This is a genomic window from Embleya sp. NPDC005575, from assembly GCF_040605455.1.
Lineage (GTDB): Bacteria > Actinomycetota > Actinomycetes > Streptomycetales > Streptomycetaceae > Embleya.
On the sequence record NZ_JBEXCV010000087.1, the window covers coordinates 19,953 to 38,608 of the forward strand.

Below are 18,656 nucleotides of genomic sequence, written 5' to 3' on the forward strand. Positions count from 1 at the left end.
GGTCTCGGTCTGTGCCGGTGCCGGGCTCACACGGCCGTCTTCTCCGTCGGACGCGGCATCGCGTCGACCGTCGACCGCGTGCCGGCGGCCAGACGCCGCGCGGCTTCGACGAGGAGGCCGACGGCGAGGTTGACGCCCAGGCCGATCAGCCCCGCGCTGACGTGGTTGGTGTCCATGGCGTGGCCGTTGTCGCCGAACGTCAACCAGATGACCACCGCTTCGCCCGAGAGGATTCCGGCCGCCACCGACCACGCGCCGACGAGTGGGCGGCGGCCGGTCAGCGCGTACAGCAGTCCGGGCGCCATCTGTGCGAGGCCGGAGTACGTGAGCAGCAGCAGGTTCGCCAGGGCGTCCGGCCGCTTGATGGCCAGGACCAGCGCCACACCGACGGCGCCGACGACGGTGGTGTGGTTGACCAGTAGGCCCGAGCGTTCGGTGCGAGTGCGGACGACGTTACGGGCGACCAACGACGATATGCCGAGCACGATCGCCGCGGACGGCACCATGGCGCACGCGGCCGCCGCGGTGACGACGACGCCGACCAGCCAGTCGGGCATGGCGCCGTTCGTCAGGTGCAGCAGTACGCCGTTGGCGCCGCCGGATGCCGCGCCCGCGACCACGATCCCGGTGAACCCGATCAGCATCGGGATCGCCTGGCTGGCGCTGTAGAACGGGATCCAGATGCTGTTCTGCCGCAAGGCCTTCTCGTCCTTGGCGGACAGGACGGCAGGCCAGCCGTGCGGCATGGTCATGAACATCACACTGACCAGGCTGGTGACCATGCTGGTGAAGAACCATGTGCGGTCGAACGGCCCGTCGTGCACGGTGAGTTTGGCCGCGTGCGTGTCGGCGAGCCGGTGCGTGACGTCGCCGATGCCGCCCGCGTAGTGCATGGGGATGGCGATGGCCAGCACGATCAGCACCAGGACCATGAGCGCGTCCTTCAGGTACGCCGCACGCGCCACGCCGCCGATGCCCGACCACAGTACGAAGCCGGTGATCAGCACGGATGCGGCGATCATGCTCGCCGTCCCGGAGTCGCTGTTGCCGGTGGCCAACTCGACGACCAGGCCGAGGCCGGTGATCTGGAGTTGGAGGTAGGGCAGCAGGAAGACCACGCCGAGCACGGCGGTCAGTGTGCCCAGCGCGCGGCTGCCGTAGCGGTCGGCGAAGAAGTCGCCTTGGGTGAGGTAGCCGCGGTCCTTGCCGATTCGCCACACCAGCGGCGCGACGACGTACATGCCGACGTACGCGAGGGGAAGGTACGGCAGCGCGTAGACGACGCCGACGCCCGACGCGTAGGCCAGGCCGGCGAGGCCGAGGAACGTGAAGGTCGTGTAGACCTCGCCGGCCTGGAGGAACCAGGTCGTCACGGCACCGAAGCGGCGCCCGCCGACCGTCCACTCTTCAAGGTTGGCGGCCGGCTTGCGGCGGCCGAGCACGCCGAGCCCGGCGATCAGCAGCATGCCCGCGACGGACACGGCCAGGGTCGTGTTCATCGGTCGCCCCCGTTCCGGCCGCGCGTGCGCTGGTACTCGACGTACCCGAGCGCGGGAGTGAGGGCGATCACCCAGCCCACGCTCCAGGTCATCATCGACGGCATGCCGAGCCAGATGTGCGGAGCGTTGACGAACGGCAGCCACACCGTCGCCAGCAGTGCCGTCACGGGCACCATCAACAGAAGCACTGCGACACGCATGGACTGCTCCCGGGGTCGTCGTATCTCGCGAACCCTTGGAGCATGAGACTTATGGAATAGAATCTCGGGAAATTTGTCGAGAAGAGTCACTCGGAGGTTCGTGATGAAGTATTCCGCCGAACTTCCGTCAACCGGCGAGCTGCGGCCCGCCGCCTTGGACGAAACGGACTTGGCCCTGGTCAACGCCCTGCAAGCGGCACCGCGCGCATCGTGGACGCTGATCGGGCAGGCCCTGGGCATCAGCGCCGTCACCGCCGCGCGCCGCTGGGAACGCCTGCGCTCACGCGGCCTGGCGTGGGTGACCGCCTACGGCGGGCCGTTCGTCCTGCAGGTCAACTGCTCGGCATACGTCGAGGTCGACTGCCATCCCTCACGGGTGCGCGCGGTCACCGAGCGCCTGCTGCGCGACCCGCACATCACCGGTATCGAACATGTGTCCGGGGGTACCGACCTCTTGCTGACCGTAATGGTCGCCGACCTCGCCGCGCTGTCCAAACTGGCGATCGAGGTCATCGGCGCGCAGGAAGGCGTCACCGCCATCCGCAGCATGATCGCCACCCACCTGTTCACCGAAGGCAGCCGCTGGGACCTGCGCTCCCTCGACCCTCACCAGCTGGGCCTGCTGCGCCCGGGCGACAACACACCGCCGGCGATCTTCGGGACCGTCGCCCCCGAAGACCGCCCGCTGCTCATCGCGCTCGGCGCGGACGGGCGCCTGGGTTACGGCGAACTGGCCGAGGCCACGGGCATGAGCGAGTCGACCGTACGCCGCCGGGTGACGCGCATGCTTCGCGAGGGCAGCGTCGTACCACGCTGCGAAATCGCGCACAGCGTCTCGGGATACCCGGTGTTCGTGCACTATCTGGCGAACGTCCCCAGTGCGGACGTCGCCCGCGTGGGCGCGTCGATCGCCGCGGTGGCCGAGGTCCGCATGTGCGCCTCGATCGCGGCACGACACAGCCTGCTGATCACCGCCTGGGTACGCTCGATTCCCGACACCCGCCGCCTGGAGGCGCAACTCGCCGAGCGCTTCCCCGAACTCACCATCGAGGACCGGTGGTTGACGCTGGCCAACGCCAAGCGGATGGGGCACCTTCTGGATCCCGAGGGACGCAGCACGGGATTCGTGCAGATGGATATCTGGGCGTGACAGCTCGGCCGCGACGGCGCGGCACGTCCGCGGGCAAGAGCGTGGGTAGTCGTCGGCGCCGGTCTCGGGCGCCGACGACCGGGCGCCCTACGGCGTGATGGTGATCGTGTACGCGGTGCCCTGGCGGCCGTGCGTGGTGACCTTGACCGTCCGGCCTCGGTCGTCCCAACTTGCCTTGGGGCCGTCGATCCTGACGTGGTAGCCGTGCGGATAGACGTCCTTCGGGACGGCGATCTCGGTGGGTCCGTCGGCGTTTCGGCGCGTGGTGAAGGTGAGGCGGTAGGTGCGGGTCGCGGGGTCGTAGGTGGCTGTGAGCGGGTTGCCGGCTATGGCGGACGCGTACGGCTGACTGAGGAGTTCGGCGTTCGCACGCCAGTTCCCGCTCGGGTCGAGGTTGCAGTAGCCGCCGTTGCCCATGCACCACTGCCACCACGTCCAGCCGCTGGAGAAGCGGGACATGGCAGCGGTCATGTCGTTGATGAACTGCGCGCCGTGCGGGATGGCCGGGCTCGCGCCCCACTCGCCGACGATGACCGGCATGCGGTTGCGGGTCGGGTAGTCGCTGATAGCCGCCTCGTAGGCGGCGATGAAGGTGCCGTTCGGGTCGTAATCGGCGCCGGATTCCATCGCGGTCTCGTAGAAGTGCGGCATGTAGGCGGCATGCGGGTCGTCGATGTGACCGAGGGCGGTCGGGACGCCCACGCCGACGATGACCGTGGGTTCGACGAAAACCCAGGACCTGCGGTCGACGAGGCGTACGGCGTCGGCGAGGCGGTTCCACAGGTCGGTCAGCTGGGTGGCCTCAAAGCGGCTCGCGGCGGTCGGCAGGTCCTCGCCTTCGAGGAACTTGGCGAACGGCTCGTTCATCAGGTCGTAGCCGAGCAGCGCCGGGTGCCGTCCCAGCGTCGCGGCGACGGTCATCCACATACGGGCCTGGGCGGCGCGCAGGTCGCTGTCGTTGTACAGGTGGTCGAACGCCGCTTGTACGGACGGCTCGAAGTATTCCGAGAACCAGTCGCCGGGTATCGGCTCGAACGGCAGACCGTCGTCGCGCGTGGCCCAGTCGGGGATCCCGCGGGCGCCGAAGTGCGGGCCGTAGATGTCCTGGTGGGCGTCGAGGACGACCTTGACACCGTAGCGGTCGGCCCAGTCGAGGATGCGGCGCATCTTGGCGAGATAGGCGCGGTCGTACCGACCCTGGGCGGGTTCGAGGTCGTCCCAGAAGAAGGCGAGGCGCGCGAGGTTGAAGCCGTGCGCGGCCATCTCGCGCAGATCCGACTCGTGGATGTCGGCGAACGCCTCGGCGCCGCGGTGGTTTTTGTCGGAGAGGTCGAAGCCGCGCCACTGGGTCGCCCGGCCGCGGTCGTCGGCGATATACGTGCGGTCTCCCACGGTCACCCGGTCCGGCGCCGGGCCACCTCCCCCGCCGCCCGGATGGGCCTGGGCGGGGATCGCGCCGAAGGTGCACAGGAGTACGGCGGCGGCGAGAGCCGGCCACGCTCGGAGGCGAAGGCGCATGCACAGACCTTTCGGGGACGCGGAAGTGCGGGAACGCCCGTGGGACAGGCGGAAGTCGGGTGCGGCGGCGGTGCGCGAGCGAGTCGGATGTTACTGGTGGGTGCGGCAACTTCCCAGATGCACCGACCGGACCACGCGGCGATCCTCCGCGCGCCCCGGGCCGGGCGGACGTCGGCCTGGGACGCCGACGGCCGTCCGGGTGAGGGCGCGTGGGTCGCGGGTATCGCTTGGCTCGGTGGGGAGCCGGTGGACCGGCTCGGCGTGAGCGCGCACGACAACACCGGGCTCGACGCGCCCGATTCGCTGTCCCGACCCTTCGGTTCGCAAGCTGGGCGGGTCGGTTCGCCGGCCGCCCTGACGCGCCTGCCCGCTACCGGACGAGCCGGGCGAGCGCGGCCGCCACCAGCGTCTCCACACCGGTCGCCAGCGTGGGGTCGAGCACGGGCGCGAAGTACGGCGAGTGGTTGGTGGGGATGTTCTCCGCGATCCGGCCCGCCGCCTGCGCCTTTGCGTAGGCGTCCGGATCGCTCCCGCCGACGAACCAATACGCGGCGGGTACGCGGCCGGCGTCGGTCAGCAGCCCGAAGTCCTCGCTCGCCGGTATCAGCGGCAGCGGGACCAGTCGCTCCCGGTCGAACTGCGCCGTGAACGCCGCGAGCACGGCGTCGCCGGCCCGCTCGTCGTTGACCAGCGCGGGGAAGCTGTACAGCAGCTCGACCTCCGGTTCCGGTGCCCCGGACGTCGCCGCCTCGCCGCGGACGATCCGCTCGATCGCCGCGAGCGCCCGGTCACGGACCGCGGGCTCGAAGGAGCGTAGCGTCAAACCCAGTTCGGCCTCGTCGGGAATGATGTTCTCCTTGGTGCCCGCGTGCATCGACCCGACGGTCAGCACCACCGGGTCGGTTGCCGCCACCTCCCGGGACACCACGGTCTGCAGGCGCAGCACCGTCGCGGCGGCCAAGACCACCGGGTCCACGGCCGCCTCCGGCCGCGAGCCGTGACCGCCCTTGCCGCGCAGCCGGATCCGGATGGCGTCGCCGGCGGCCATGGTGACCCCGTTGCGATAGCCGATCCGGCCGGCCGGTCTCGGGCCCACGTGCTGGCCGAACGCGACCGCCGGGGTGCCGAACCGTTTGTACAGGCCGTCGTCGAGCATCGCCCGGGCGCCGCGGCCGATCTCCTCCGCGGGCTGGAAGACCAGTAACACCCGGCCCGACCAGTCGGTGCAGTGGCGGGCCAACATGGTCGCGGCACCGATCAGCCACGTGGTGTGCATGTCGTGGCCGCAGGCGTGGGCAACCCCGTCGTTCACCGACGCATAGGGCAGGCCGGTCTTCTCCGTGACCGGCAACGCGTCGATGTCGGCGCGCAGCAACACGGTCGGCCCGTCGCCCCGGGCGAGGACGCCGACCACGCCGGTGCCGCCGACCCCTTCGACCGTCTCGCAGCCGAGCGCGCGCAGGTGCGCGGCGACGCGGGCCGCCGTGCGGTGCTCCTCGAAGGACAACTCGGGGTGCCGGTGCAGGTCCTGGTACAGCTCGGTCAGCTCGGTCAGCAGGTCGAGTGGTGTGGCAATCATCAGACACCTTCCGTCCGGTCGGCGGGACACGGCCGATGGTAGCGCCGGCGCATTGACTGAGTGAGAGCTCACTCATTATTCTCCTTCGGGTGACCGACAACACGATCAGTGGGGACCGGCGGCGGCGCCGCGCGCCCTCCCTGGAGCCCGAGGAGCGGCGCGCCGCTATCATCGCCGCCACTCTCCCGCTCCTGCTGGAGCGCGGTGTGTCGGTGTCCACGCAGCAGATCGCCCGGGCTGCGGGCATCGCCGAGGGCACGATCTTCAGCGTGTTCCCGGACAAGCACTCGCTCATCCACGCCACCGTGCTGAGCAGTTTCGAGCCGACGCCCATCGTGGCCGCGATCGCCGCGGTTGATCCGGACCTTGAACTGCGCGACCGGCTGACCACGGTGATCCACGTCATCGCCGACCAACTCGTCGCGACCGAGCCGCTCGTGGCCGCGCTGCGCAGTCAGACCGTGCCGGCGGAGGTCAAGGAACCATTCCTGGCGGAGGTGGCGCGCTACCGGCAACACCTCGTCACGGCAGTCGCCGATGTGATCAAGCCCGACCGCCGACTGTTGCGCCAGTCGCCGACGATGGTCGCTCAACTGGTGGTGGCGATGGTATTCGCCACCACCCGGGGCACGTTCGGCCTCGGCGACGCGCTCGACACCAGCGAGATCTCCACGCTGCTGCTGGACGGTCTGCTCAAGCGCGACCATGCCGCCGGCCCGGCGCGGCAGCCGACCCGGTCGACCGAAAGGGTGCGACGCTGATGTTACCGCGCTTGCTGCGCCGGTACCTGCGGCCTTACCGGGGTGCCCTCACCCTTCTCCTCCTCCTGCAGGTCGGGCAGGCCATCGCCGCCCTCCAACTGCCGAGTCTCAACGCCGACCTCATCGACAACGGCGTGCTCGCCGGCGACAACGGATACATCCTGCGGATCGGCGGGGTGATGGCGGCCGTCGCGCTGGCCCAGATCTGCTGTTCGATCACGGCGGTTTATCTCAGCGCCCGGGTCGCCACCGCGCTGGGTTACGACCTGCGGGCGGCGGTCTTCGACCGGGTGCTGTCCTTCTCCACCCGGGAGGTGAACCGGATCGGCACGGCGTCGCTCTTCAACCGCACCACCAACGACGTGCAACAGATCCAGCTCCTGGCGCTGCTCACCGGCACCGTGCTGGTGCCCGCGCCGATCGTGTGCGTCGGTGGCGTCGTCATGGCGCTGCGCCTGGACGGGCCGCTGTCCGGCATCTTCGCGGTCATCATCCCGGTGCTGGTCGTCATCGTGGGTGTCCTGGTCGGCCGGATGCTTCCACTGCACCGGTTGGCCCAGGCCCGGCTCGACCGCGCCAACGGCATCCTGCGCGAGCAGATCACCGGGGTCCGGGTCATCCGGGCATTCGTCCGAGACGACCGCGAGCGCCGCAGGTTCACCGCGGCGAACGAGGAACTCACCGAGGTGTCGCTGCGCGTCAGCCGGCTCACGGCCGTGATGTTCCCCATCCTGATGCTGGTCATCTACGTGTCCAGCGTCGCCGTCCTGTGGTTCGGCGGGCACCGGATCGCCACCGGACCGATGCCGGTCGGCGCGCTGCCGGCGTACCTGTCGTACCTGATGCAGATCCTCATGTCGATTCTGTCGGCCACCTTCATGTTCACCATGATTCCGCGGGCCGAGGTGAGCGCCGAACGCATCCGGGACGTCCTCGACACGCAGCCGATGCGGCGGGCGCCGGACCACGCCCGGACCGCGCTGCCCCGCGTCGGCGAGGTCGAACTGTCCGAGGTGGAGTTCCGCTACCCCGGCGCCGATTCGGCCGTATTGCAGGGCATCGATCTCGTGGCCCGCCCGGGCACCGTCACGGCGATCGTCGGCGGTACCGGCAGCGGCAAGACGACCCTGCTCAACCTGGTGGCGCAGCTGATCGAGGCGAGCGCGGGCAGCGTCCGGGTCGGCGGTGCCGACGTGCGGGAGCTGGCGCCCGCGGTGCTCGCGGCGCAGGTGGGGTACGTACCGCAGCGGCCGTTCCTGTTCTCCGGGACCATCGCCGGCAATCTCCGGCACGGCAGGCACGACGCCACCGAGGCCGATATGTGGCACGCCCTGGAGGTCGCCCAGGCCCGGGAGTTCGTCGAACGGCTCCCGCAAGGTCTGGAGGCCACGGTCACCCAGGGCGGCTCCAACCTGTCCGGTGGGCAGCGCCAGCGGCTGGCCATAGCCCGGGCGCTCATCCGCCGGCCCGCGATCTACCTGCTCGACGACTCGTTCTCCGCGCTGGACTACGCCACCGAGGCGGCGCTGCGTACCGCGCTCATCGGCGAGACGGCCGCAGCGACTGTACTGGTCGTCGCGCAGCGGGTCAGCACCATCCGGGACGCGGACCACATCGTCGTGCTGGACGAGGGTCGCGTCGTCGGGACCGGCACGCACAGCGAACTGCTCGCGCACAACGCCACGTACCGGGAAATCGCCCTGTCCCAGCTGAACGACCAGGAAGCCGCGTGACATGACGCAGCCCACCACGAACAAGCGCCCGCCCCTGGCGGGCGCGGTCGGCGCCGGGCGCGCACTGGGCGGCGGGATGCCACCGCCTGCGGTGCTGGACCTGCGCGGCTCGATCCGCCGCCTGGCGCGCACCCTGCGTCCGGACGGCAGGCTCATCGCCGCGACCGCCGGCTGCGCCGTGGTCGGCGTCGGCCTGGCGGTGCTGGGACCGCTCACACTCGGCAAGGCCACCGACGTCATCATCACCGGCCACATCGGCGCCCGGCTACAGCCGGGCATCACCAAGGCCGAGGCCGTCGCCCATCTGCGCGCGACCGGGGACAACCGGCTGGCGGACGTGGTGTCCCCGCTGCCCGTGTTACCCGGCCACGGGATCGACTTCACCCGTCTGGGCTGGGTCCTGCTCGTGGCCCTGCTGCTGTATGTCTTCTCCGGGGTGTTCGGCATCGTCCAAGCCCGGCTCACCGCCCGGGCGGTGCAGCGGATCGGCTTCCGGCTCCGGGAGGAGGTCGAGGCGAAGCTCTCCCGGTTGCCGCTGAGTTACTTCGACCTGCAGTCGCGCGGGGACGTGCTCAGCCGCGCGACCAACGACATGGACAACCTCACCCAGACCATGCAGCAGACGCTGAGCCAGTTGCTGACGTCGATCCTCACCATCGCCGGCGTGGTCGCGGTGATGTTCTGGGTGTCGTGGCTGCTTGCCCTCGTCGCGCTGACCACGGTCCCACTGTGCCTGCTCGGTGCCACCAGGATCGGCCGCCGGGCACAGCCCCACTTCGTCAAGCAGTGGGCCACCACCGGCCGGCTCAACGGGCACATCGAGGAGACGTACGCCGGACACACGGTGGTACGGGTCTTCGGGCTGCAGGACGCGGTGCGAAAGGATTTCGACCGCCACAACCGCGAGTTGCGTCAGGTCGGCTTCCGGGCGCAGTTCGCCTCCGGAACCATCCAACCCACCATGCTGTTCCTCGCCAACATCAACTTCGTCCTGGTCGCGGTGAGCGGCGGGCTGTTCGCCACTGCCGGCGTAATCACCCTCGGCAGCGTCCAGGCATTCATCCAGTACTCCCGCCAGCTGAGCCAGCCGATCACTCAGGTGGCGACCATGAGCAATCTCCTACAGTCCGGCATCGCCTCGGCGGAGCGGATATTCCAGCTGCTCGACACCGAAGAGCAGCCGCCTGATCCGGTACCACCGGTCCGGCCGGCCGCGGTAGGGGGCCGAATCGTCTTCGAGGATGTCTGCTTCCGGTACTCGCCGGACGAACCGCTGATCGAGCACCTCTCGTTCACCGCCGAGCCGGGGCAGACGGTCGCGATCGTCGGCCCCACGGGCGCCGGGAAGACGACCCTGGTCAACCTCCTGATGCGCTTCTACGACATCACCGCGGGCCGGATCAGTATCGACGGTGTGGACATCGCGACGATGACCCGGGAGGACGTGCGGCGCAACATCGGCATGGTGCTGCAGGACACCTGGCTGTTCCGGGGCACCGTCGCCGACAACATCGGGTACGGCGCGGACCGCCCGACAGCCGAACAGATCGAGGAGGCCGCCCGCGCGGCGCATGTCGACCACTTCGTGCGCGCCATGCCGGACGGTTACCGGACGATGCTGGACGAGGCGGGTACCAACCTCAGTGCCGGTGAGCGGCAACTCCTGACGATCGCACGCGCGTTCCTCGGCCGGCCGGGCATCCTGATCCTGGACGAGGCGACCAGTTCCGTGGACACCCGTACCGAGATCCTGATCCAGCGCGCGATGAACACGTTGCGCACCGGGCGGACCAGCTTCGTCATCGCCCACCGGCTGTCCACGGTCCGCGACGCCGACCTGATCCTCGTCATGGAGGCGGGTCACATCGTCGAGCAGGGCACCCACGACCAGCTGTGCGCGGCCGGCGGCGCCTACGCGCGGCTGCACGCCGCGCAGTTCGCCGGGGCGGATCGCCACCGGAACTGACCCCCGTCCCGGTCACGCACGGTCAGGCCGTCCCGTCGGCGACCGCGACGTGGATGACCTGACCCGACACGATGGTGGCCGCGTCGCCGGCCAGGAACGCCACCGTGGCCGCGAGTTCGGCGTCCGCCGTCGCCCGCCCGCCCGGCGCGGGCGAACCCGGCGCCGGCGGGAGGATCTCCGCCGCGGCCGGCGCACGCACGCCGAGACCCGCGACGACGAGGTTGGCGGTGACGCCGAACGCGTCGGCCTCCAGCGCCAGCGTCCGGGTGAACCCTTCCAGCCCGGCCCGGACCGTGGCGTTCTCCCGCCGGCCCGCGGCGCCGAGCACGTTGGCCACGGTGACGATGCGCCCGTACCCCTCTCTGATCATCGGGTCGAGCACCGCCCGGCTGATCAGGAACGTCTCCCGCAGCGGCCCGCCCACGTACCCGTCCCAGTCCGCTACCTCGCACAGCGGCCCGCTCAGCAGGGCGTCGACGACGTTCAGCAGCACGGCGGGTGGGCCGAGATGCTCGTCGACGTAGTCCACCGCCTGCTGCACGGAGTCGGCCTCGCTCGCGCGTACCGCCAGGGATATCGCCCGTCGGCCCGACCGGCGCGCGCGATCCACGGCCGCGGCGCAGGCATCCGGCGACGGGCCGAGCACGGCGAGGTCGAATCCCTCGTCGGCCAGCCGTCCCGCGATCGCGTCGCGGGCGGCCCAGCCCGCTCCGGAAAGGATGGCAACTCCGGCCACATCGGCCTCCCCCCAGCCGTTCGAAGGCGGGAGCGTACCAGTCGAACGAGCCGTATCCCTCGATGGCCGACGCGGCTGAGGGGGTGCGTGCGCGGCGACGTGTACGGGTCGCATCGGTCTGGACCCGTTCGCCGACCCCTGCCTAGACTCGGCGACTTCCTTGGAAATCCTGAGGCGGCATGGTCCCGCCTCAGTCTCTGCCTTTTCCCGCCGCGGAACCCGGCCCCAGCGCTGCCCCAGTCGGAAGCGCGGGCACCGCGACGGAATGCCCGACGGATCCCGTAGGCCCGCCCGCGACCGCGCGGCGGTGCCCAGCCCTGCAGCCGTACACCGAATGGGAGTGCGCCATGCCCGGCAACGATCACTACGTCCGGCAGATCCTCGATTCGTTATCCCCCGACGAGGACCGGATCTGCCTGGTACACAAGGATATTCCGACACGAGCCGGCGAGCTGGCCGCCGCGGTCCGCGCGGCCGCCGCCGGGTTGCGTGCACACGACGTCGGCGTTGGCGACGTCGTCGCGGTGATGACGGTCAACAACACCCCCGCGACGCTCATCCTGCGCTACGCCGCCGGCCTCGTCGGTGCCGTCGTCGTGCACGTCGGCACGGTGAACGCGGTCAACCCCGGCGATGTGCTGCGAGCCGGCGAGCAGTTCGACATCGTCAAGAGCACCAGGGCGACCGTGTTCGCGATCGACGCGGACAACGCCGCCCGGGCCCGCGAGCTGCGCGCCCGGTTCGAACGGCCGCTGCTCCTCGTGGGGTTGGGCGATCTCGGTCCCGATGTCGTGGACCTGAGCGTGCTCCCGCCCGACGCCTTCGATCCGGCCGATGCCGCACAGGGCGAACTCGCCGTCGTCACGTACACCAGCGGCTCGACCGGGCGACCGAAGGGCGTCTGTTGGTCGTTCGAGGTGAGGAACGACGTCACCGCGCGGATGGCCGCCCAGGGGCACCGGCAGACGGCGCTCATCACCGCGCCGTTGACGCACACGGCCGCGTTCGTCTCCGACAACGTGCTGGTGAGCGGCGGCACGGTCGTGCTGCACCACGGATTCGACGCGGCGGCCGTGCTGCGCGCGATCGGCCGGCACCGGATAACCCGGATGATGCTCTCCGCTCCGCAGGTGTACGCCCTGAAGGACCACCCGGACGTCGGCACCGCCGACCTGTCCAGCCTGCGGGACCTCGCGTACACCGGCAGCCCGGCCGCCGCCGACCGGCTCGCCGAGGCCGTCGAGGTCTTCGGCCCGGTACTCAGCCAGATCTACGGCAACAGCGAGTGCGGCCCGATGTGCCGGCTCACCGGCGACGACCACACGCAGCCGGAGCTGCTGACCACCGTGGGCCGGCCGGTCGAGCCGGTGACGGTGAGCATCCGGGACCCGCTCGACGATCGCGAACTGCCGACCGGCGAGGCAGGCGAAGTGTGCGTCCACACGCCGCTGTCGATGGCCGGGTACTGGGACGATCCGGAGCTGACCGCACGGACCCTGCGTGGCGGTTGGCTGCACACCGGCGACATCGGCCACCTCGACGAGCGCGGCTACCTGCACCTGCGCGGCCGGCTCGCGGACGTCATCAAGACCAACGGCATCAAGGTGTACCCGGCGGCCGTGGAGAAGGCGTTGTCGGCACACCCCGCGGTGGCGCAGGCGGCGGTGTTCGGGGTCGCGAACGCCGACCGGGTGGAGCGCATCCACGCCGTGGTGGTCGCGCGCGACGGCCACCGCGTCACCGCCGACGACCTGCGCGACCACGTCGCCACGGCCCTGTCGCCGAACCAGGCCCCCGCCGTCGTGACGTTCCGCGCGGAACTGCCGGTGCTCGGCTTCGGCAAACCCGACCGGTTGCGGCTGCGCGCGGAGGCCGAGCATGCCGGCGGGCCGCCGGTCCACGACGCATTGGAGATGCGATGACCCTTCCCACCACGTACGCCGCCGGGCGGGACACCCATCCGGCCGAGGAGGCCAGGCGCGAGTACCCGGCCGCGCCGGCGGAACCGACCCTGCTGGTACCGGCGCTCGCGGGGGCCGCCGACACCGGCGGACCGCCGGAAGCGGCGAGCACCGAACGGGAACTGTCCGAGACGACGAGCGCTCGGCTGACCGCGCACTGCGTGGCGCGCGGACTGACCCTGGAATCGGTCGTGCAGGTCGCCTGGGGCGCGTTGTTGGGCCTGCTGACCGGCAACGAACACGTGGTCTTCGGCGGGCCGATACTTCCCGTCCGGCTGCGGTACCGGCCGGACGCCTCCTTCGCCGCGACGGCGGGCCGGCCGGCTGAGGAGCAGTCCGAACCGGCCGGCCACGAACCGTACCGGAGCCACCCGGCGGAGGAGTTGTTCGACACGTCGGTGGAGATGGCCGCCACCGACCCGGTGGGCTCGCACACCGGCGGGGTCCCGGTCCGCTGCGTCGTGCATCCGGGCCGGCGGGTACGGCTGTGCCTGACCGCGGCGGACGGTACGGATACCGACCTGCCGGCGAGCCTGCTCGTCCGGCTGCTCGAGGCGTTCGCCGACGACCCGGACCGCCCGCTCGGCACGATCGCGTTGCTGACCGGCGACGAGCACCGCCGGATGCTGACCCAATGGAACGACAACGGCCCGGATACGCCCCCGGCCTCTCTGGCCGACGTGGTACGGCGACAGGCCACGGACAACCCGCACCGAACCGCGCTGGTCGGCGACGGGGGCGCGCTGACGTACGCCCAGCTGGATTCCCGTGCCGACCGGCTGGCCCACCTGATACGGCGCCGAGGCTGCGGTCCCGAGGACATCGTCGCGCTCGCGTTACCCCGCTCGGTGTGGATGGTCGTCGCGATCGTCGCGGTCGGCCGGGCCGGCGCCGCCTACCTGCCCGTGGATCCCGATTACCCGGCCGAGCGCGTCGCGTTCATGCTCACCGACGCGCAACCGGCCCTGCTCGTGACGACCACCGAGGCGGCGCTGCCGCCCGGTGTCGGGCCGGAGCGGATCGTGCTGGACGATCCCGAGACCACCGCCGCTCTCGACGGCGATTCCGGCTCCGGTGACGAGCATCCGCCGTGCCGGATGGCCAATCCGGCGTACGTCATCTACACCTCCGGCACGACCGGACGTCCCAAGGGGGTCGTGGTCACCCACGCGGGGCTGGCGTCGCTCGCGGTGGCGAAGGTGGAGCGCATGGCGGTCACGCCGGACAGCCGCGTCCTGCAGTTCGCCTCCCCGAGCTTCGACGCGTCGGTCACCGAACTGGTGGCCTCCTTCACCGCCGGCGCGACCCTGGTCGTCCCGCCGGCCGGGCCGCTGGCCGGCGAGGAACTGGAACAGGTTCTCGTCGACGAGCGGATCAGCCACGCGGTGCTGCCGCCGGTCGCGGTGGCCGGCCTCGCCGAGCCCCGGCTGCCGGGCCTGCGCACCCTTGTGATGGCGGGCGAGGCGTGCCCGGCCGAACTGGCCGCGACCTGGTCGGGCAACCGCCGGACGATCAACGCGTACGGCCCGACCGAGGCCACCGTGTGCGCGACCATGAGCGAGCCGCTGTCGGGTTCGGCGCAGCCGTCGGTGGGCGGGCCGATCGCCGGCCGGTCGGTCTACGTGCTCGCGGACGGGGTGCGGCCGGTACCGCCCGGTGTCGTCGGCGAGCTCTACATCGCCGGTCCCGGCCTGGCTCGGGGCTACCTGCGGCGGCCCGGCCTCACCGCCACGCGGTTCGTGGCCAACCCGTTCGCGCCCGGGGAGCGGATGTACCGGACCGGGGACCTGATGTCCTGGCGACGGGACGGAACGCTGGCCTTCCACGGTCGGGCCGACGACCAGGTCAAGATTCGCGGGTACCGCATCGAACTGGGCGAGGTGGCCGCCGCGGTGGCCGGTCACCCGGGTGTCGCCCACGCGGTCGCCGTCGTCCGGGAGGACGGGCCGGGTGGTCCGCGGATCGTGGCGTATGTGGTGCCGGCGGGCGAAGACGCGCCCGATGTCGCCGCCCTGCGCCGACACGTCGAGCGCTTCCTGGCGCCGTACATGGTGCCGGCCGCCTTCGTGAACCTCGACGAACTCCCGCTGACGCGCAGCGGCAAGCTCGACCGGGCCGCACTGCCGGCGCCGAAGGAGACCTCCGGCACGACAGGCCGACCGCCGCGCAATCCGACCGAGGCCGCCCTCGCCGAGTCCTTCGCCAAGGCTCTCGGCCTGTCCGTGGTGGACATCGACAGCGACTTCTTCGAGTTGGGCGGCAACAGCATGCTCACCATCGTGCTGATCCGCGAGGCCCGCCGGGCAGGACTGTCGATCTCGCCGCGGGATCTGATCAACCACCCGACGATCGAGGCGCTCGCCGTGGTGGCCAGGACCATCCAGGCGAATCGGATGAACAGGCATCAAAGGAGCGACGCGTGAACACCCGACCGGTGATCTCCCCCGACGACATCGACGACATCGACCTGGCCGATGCGCGGCTGCACGCCGAGTGCGACCTGAGCGAGGTGTGGCGCCACCTGCGCACGCACCGGCCGGTCTATTGGCACACGCCTCGCGAGTCGCGACCCGGTTTCTGGGTCGTGAGCCGCTACGCCGACGCGATGACCGTCTACCGCGGCAAGGACCGGTTCACCACGGAGGGCGGCAACGCGCTGGCCACGATCCTCACCGGCGGCGACTCGGCATCGGGCACCATGCTGGCGGTGACCGACGGCCAACGGCACACGCAGATCCGCAACATCCTCATGCGGGCCTTCTCCCCCCGGATGCTGGACGAGATCAAGCAGGCGCTGCGGGTGACGGTGGACGGGCTGCTGGTCGAGGCGATCCGCAAGGGCACCTGCGACTTCGCCCACGACGTGTCGGGGAACGTGCCGCTGGCCGCCATCTGCGACCTGCTCGCGATTCCCCGGGAGGACCGCCGGCACCTGCTCGATCTGACCTCGCACGCGTGGAGTTCCGACTACGCCGACGCCCCGTACCAGGACAGCTGGACGGCGAAGAACGAGATCCTGCTGTACTTCTCCGATCTGGCCGCCACCCGCCGGGACGGCAAGAACGACGACGTGGTGAGCCTGCTGGCCGGTAGCCGGATCGACGGCGAGCACCTGACCGATGCCGAGCTGATGGCCAACTGCTACGGCCTGATGATCGGCGGGGACGAGACCGGCCGGCACGCCATCACCGGCGGACTGCTCGCCCTGATCGAGAATCCCGACCAGTGGGCGGCCCTCAAGAAGGGCGAAGCGGACATGTCGACCGCGGTGGAGGAGGTGCTGCGCTGGACCCACCCGTCGCTGCACGGCGGCCGTACGGTCACCGCCGACGTGACGGTCAACGGGCGGCAGTTCGCCACCGGTGACGCGGTCAGCGTATGGATCTCCTCGGCCAACTTCGACGGCGAGGTCTTCGCCGATCCGGACCACTTCGACCTCAACCGCTCCCCGAACAAGCACCTGACCTTCGCGTTCGGCTCCCACTTCTGCCTCGGCCACTACCTGGCGCGGCTCGAGATCGAGGCGGTGCTCGACGGGCTGCGCCGGCTGGTGGCCGACATCGAACCGCTCGGCCCGCCGCAGCCGATCTACTCCAGCATCTTGTCCGGCATGCAGTCACTGCCGGTACGCCTCGTCCCGGAACCAGACGCGATCGCCGCGGCCTGACCCCCACTCGGAACGGAGAACAGCCATGAACCAAACTGATCGCAAGCCCACGGACGTCGACGTCGTCGTGGTCGGCGGCGGGCCGGCGGGCTCGACCGTCGCCTCGTTCGTCGCGATGCGGGGCGGCCGGGTGTTGCTGCTGGAGAAGGAGACCTTTCCCCGGTACCAGATCGGCGAGTCCCTGCTGCCGTCGACCACACAGTGGATCTGCGGGCTGCTCGGCGTGGCCGACGAGGTGGAGTCGGCCGGCTTTCAGACCAAGACGGGCGGCACCTTCCTGTGGGGCGCCAGCCCGAAGCCGTGGTCCTTCACCTTCGCGACCGACAGCCACCAGGGACGCCACGCGTTCCAGGTGGAGCGCATGAAGTTCGACAAGATACTGCTGGACAACGCCCGCCGGGTCGGCGTGGACGTGCGGGAGCGGTGCGCCGTACGGGACGTCATCGCCGATCCGGACCGGGTACGCGGCGTGCGGTACACCGACGCCGACGGGGTGGAGCACACGGTCACCGCCAGGTTCGTCGTCGACGCCTCCGGCAATACCAGCCGCATTCGCCGGCATGTGGGCGGTACCCGCGAACTCGCCGAGTACTTCCGCAACATCGCCGTGTTCGGGTACTTCGAGGGCGGCAAGCGGATGGACCCGCCCCTGCGGGGGAACATCCTGTGCGCGGCGTTCGGCGGCGGCTGGTTCTGGTACATCCCGCTGAGCGACGAGCTGACCAGCGTGGGTGCCGTGGTCCCGGCCGAGATGGCCGACAAGATCCAGAAGGATCGGGAGGGCGCACTCGCGCGGTTCATCGGCGAGTCGCCCATGATCAGCGACTTCCTCGGTGACGCGCGCCGGGTGACCGAGGGCCCGTACGGACAGGTTCGAGTGCGCAAGGACTACTCGTACAGCAACACCCGCTTCTGGCGGCCCGGCATGGCACTGGTCGGCGACGCCGCCTGCTTCGTGGACCCGCTGTTCTCCACCGGCGTCTACCTGGCCACGTACAGCGGCCTGCTGGCGGCCCGATCGATCAACAGCGTGCTGTCCGGACACGTCGACGAGCAACGTGCTTTCGCCGAAGCCGAGTTCCGCCACCGCCGCGAGTACAACCTGTACTACGAGTTCCTCAAGGCGGTCTACGACACGCACCAGGACGAGACCTCATACTTCTGGACCGCGAAGAAGCTGACCGGCGGCACGGCCTCCGAATCCGACTCGTTCAGCTACCTCACCGCCGGCCTGGGCGCCGGCGAGTACACGCCGCTGGACGGTGGACCCGACACCCCGGACGCGGCACCGCGGTCGCGGGTGCGCGGGCCGGACGAGGACGCCGCGATGCGGGCGTTCTGGGAGGGCCGCACCGAGGAGTTCACCACCGACAACCACCCGGACCCCAACCACCTCCGGCTGGAGGGCGACAACCACCGGCGGCTGCTGAGCACCATCGCGGACGGCTGGCGGTCACGACCCGACCGGCTGACCGTGTCGGCCGACAGCATGTACTGGGAGGAGCCCGAACCCGCGCTCAGCGAGCCCGCACCCGAGGCCGGATGACGCCGGCGAGCTGAGCGAGCGGTCCGGGCAGCGCCATCTCGCGGTGCTCGCACGCGACCTCGTGCACCTCGATCAGCCCGGTGACGTAGGGCCGCCAGGCGTCTCGGTTCGCCACGCCGGGCCGGCGGCCCTTCGTCGCGCGGAACAACAGCAGGTCACCGTCGAACGCCGCCGCCGGCGACTGGCGCATCAGCCGGGCGTTGTTGAGAAAGACCTCCACGACCGCGTGCCGGGTTGCCTCGTCGAGGGCGGACAACGGTCCGCCCCCGCCGCCCCCAGCCCCCCCCCCCCCCCCCCCCCCCCGCCCAAGCTGGGGGGTGGCCCGGGGGCCCCCCCCCAA

General features: G+C 70.8%; 14 protein-coding genes. 8 read left to right on the forward strand and 6 right to left on the reverse strand.

Annotated elements, in window-relative coordinates; all coding sequences use genetic code 11:
* Positions 1-26 precede the first annotated feature (26 nt).
* Together ABZS54_RS26105 and ABZS54_RS26110 are read right to left on the reverse strand one after the other, a co-directional pair.
* Positions 27-1,499 carry a sodium:solute symporter family protein gene (locus tag ABZS54_RS26105; RefSeq protein WP_355540778.1) on the reverse strand — a complete coding sequence of 491 codons (1,473 nt, stop codon included), beginning with the start codon at positions 1,497-1,499 and terminating at the stop codon, positions 27-29.
* Positions 1,496-1,699: a hypothetical protein gene (locus tag ABZS54_RS26110; RefSeq protein WP_355540781.1), complete on the reverse strand. Its 204-nt coding sequence runs from the start codon at positions 1,697-1,699 to the stop codon at positions 1,496-1,498. Before ABZS54_RS26110 ends, ABZS54_RS26105 begins: the two co-directional genes overlap by 4 nt.
* A 103-nt stretch (positions 1,700-1,802) precedes the next feature.
* On the opposite strand from ABZS54_RS26110, the gene ABZS54_RS26115 reads away from it, so the two are divergent.
* On the forward strand, positions 1,803-2,849 hold the full coding sequence (locus ABZS54_RS26115) for an Lrp/AsnC family transcriptional regulator (RefSeq protein ID WP_355540784.1): 1,047 nt from the start codon (positions 1,803-1,805) through the stop codon (positions 2,847-2,849).
* An 87-nt stretch (positions 2,850-2,936) separates the two neighbouring features.
* On the opposite strand, the gene ABZS54_RS26120 is transcribed toward ABZS54_RS26115, so the two are convergent.
* Positions 2,937-4,367, reverse strand: a complete 1,431-nt coding sequence (locus ABZS54_RS26120; protein ID WP_355540787.1) for a cellulase family glycosylhydrolase — start codon at positions 4,365-4,367, stop codon at positions 2,937-2,939.
* Between the two features lie 370 nt (positions 4,368-4,737).
* Positions 4,738-5,946, reverse strand: a complete 1,209-nt coding sequence (locus tag ABZS54_RS26125) for an amidohydrolase (protein ID WP_355540790.1) — start codon at positions 5,944-5,946, stop codon at positions 4,738-4,740.
* An 89-nt stretch (positions 5,947-6,035) separates the two neighbouring features.
* On the opposite strand from ABZS54_RS26125, the gene ABZS54_RS26130 reads away from it, so the two are divergent.
* The 3 genes from ABZS54_RS26130 to ABZS54_RS26140 are packed head-to-tail and all read left to right on the forward strand — an operon-like array spanning position 6,036 to position 10,406.
* The gene (locus tag ABZS54_RS26130; RefSeq protein WP_355540793.1) at positions 6,036-6,707 is read left to right on the forward strand and encodes a TetR/AcrR family transcriptional regulator; all 672 of its coding nucleotides are present in this window, start codon (positions 6,036-6,038) and stop codon (positions 6,705-6,707) included.
* Positions 6,707-8,440 carry an ABC transporter ATP-binding protein gene (locus ABZS54_RS26135; RefSeq protein ID WP_355540796.1) on the forward strand — a complete coding sequence of 578 codons (1,734 nt, stop codon included), beginning with the start codon at positions 6,707-6,709 and terminating at the stop codon, positions 8,438-8,440. The genes ABZS54_RS26130 and ABZS54_RS26135 overlap by 1 nt, the downstream gene beginning before the upstream one ends.
* A gap of 1 nt (position 8,441) precedes the next feature.
* Positions 8,442-10,406 (forward strand): ABC transporter ATP-binding protein, encoded by a 1,965-nt coding sequence (locus ABZS54_RS26140; RefSeq protein WP_355540799.1) that lies wholly within the window; start codon positions 8,442-8,444, stop codon positions 10,404-10,406.
* Positions 10,407-10,428: 22 nt separating this feature from the next.
* On the opposite strand, the gene ABZS54_RS26145 is transcribed toward ABZS54_RS26140, so the two are convergent.
* A complete protein-coding gene (locus ABZS54_RS26145; RefSeq protein ID WP_355540802.1) occupies positions 10,429-11,142 on the reverse strand; it encodes an SDR family oxidoreductase in 714 nt (237 codons plus the stop codon).
* A gap of 347 nt (positions 11,143-11,489) precedes the next feature.
* On the opposite strand from ABZS54_RS26145, the gene ABZS54_RS26150 reads away from it, so the two are divergent.
* The 4 genes from ABZS54_RS26150 to ABZS54_RS26165 are packed head-to-tail and all read left to right on the forward strand — an operon-like array spanning position 11,490 to position 18,316.
* Positions 11,490-13,064: a fatty acid--CoA ligase family protein gene (locus tag ABZS54_RS26150; RefSeq protein ID WP_355540805.1), complete on the forward strand. Its 1,575-nt coding sequence runs from the start codon at positions 11,490-11,492 to the stop codon at positions 13,062-13,064.
* On the forward strand, positions 13,061-15,526 hold the full coding sequence (locus tag ABZS54_RS26155; RefSeq protein ID WP_355540808.1) for an amino acid adenylation domain-containing protein: 2,466 nt from the start codon (positions 13,061-13,063) through the stop codon (positions 15,524-15,526). The genes ABZS54_RS26150 and ABZS54_RS26155 overlap by 4 nt, the downstream gene beginning before the upstream one ends.
* A complete protein-coding gene (locus ABZS54_RS26160; protein WP_355540811.1) occupies positions 15,523-16,770 on the forward strand; it encodes a cytochrome P450 in 1,248 nt (415 codons plus the stop codon). The genes ABZS54_RS26155 and ABZS54_RS26160 overlap by 4 nt, the downstream gene beginning before the upstream one ends.
* A 25-nt stretch (positions 16,771-16,795) precedes the next feature.
* Entirely contained in the window at positions 16,796-18,316 is a 1,521-nt protein-coding gene (locus ABZS54_RS26165) for a tryptophan 7-halogenase (protein ID WP_355540814.1), read from the forward strand.
* On the opposite strand, the gene ABZS54_RS26170 is transcribed toward ABZS54_RS26165, so the two are convergent.
* Entirely contained in the window at positions 18,288-18,572 is a 285-nt protein-coding gene (locus tag ABZS54_RS26170) for a hypothetical protein (protein ID WP_355540817.1), read from the reverse strand. The genes ABZS54_RS26165 and ABZS54_RS26170 overlap by 29 nt on opposite strands.
* Positions 18,573-18,656 lie beyond the last annotated feature (84 nt).

Excerpts from the sequence above, each read along its gene's own strand:
- ABZS54_RS26110 (WP_355540781.1), bottom strand. The coding sequence starts at position 1,699 with ATGCGTGTCGCAGTGCTTCTGTTGATGGTGCCCGTGACGGCACTGCTG.
- ABZS54_RS26140 (WP_355540799.1), top strand. The coding sequence starts at position 8,442 with ATGACGCAGCCCACCACGAACAAGCGCCCGCCCCTGGCGGGCGCGGTC.
- ABZS54_RS26120 (WP_355540787.1), bottom strand. The coding sequence starts at position 4,367 with ATGCGCCTTCGCCTCCGAGCGTGGCCGGCTCTCGCCGCCGCCGTACTC.
- ABZS54_RS26105 (WP_355540778.1), bottom strand. The coding sequence starts at position 1,499 with ATGAACACGACCCTGGCCGTGTCCGTCGCGGGCATGCTGCTGATCGCC.
- ABZS54_RS26125 (WP_355540790.1), bottom strand. The coding sequence starts at position 5,946 with ATGATTGCCACACCACTCGACCTGCTGACCGAGCTGACCGAGCTGTAC.
- ABZS54_RS26115 (WP_355540784.1), top strand. The coding sequence starts at position 1,803 with ATGAAGTATTCCGCCGAACTTCCGTCAACCGGCGAGCTGCGGCCCGCC.
- ABZS54_RS26135 (WP_355540796.1), top strand. The coding sequence starts at position 6,707 with ATGTTACCGCGCTTGCTGCGCCGGTACCTGCGGCCTTACCGGGGTGCC.
- ABZS54_RS26155 (WP_355540808.1), top strand. The coding sequence starts at position 13,061 with ATGACCCTTCCCACCACGTACGCCGCCGGGCGGGACACCCATCCGGCC.
- ABZS54_RS26165 (WP_355540814.1), top strand. The coding sequence starts at position 16,796 with ATGAACCAAACTGATCGCAAGCCCACGGACGTCGACGTCGTCGTGGTC.
- ABZS54_RS26150 (WP_355540805.1), top strand. The coding sequence starts at position 11,490 with ATGCCCGGCAACGATCACTACGTCCGGCAGATCCTCGATTCGTTATCC.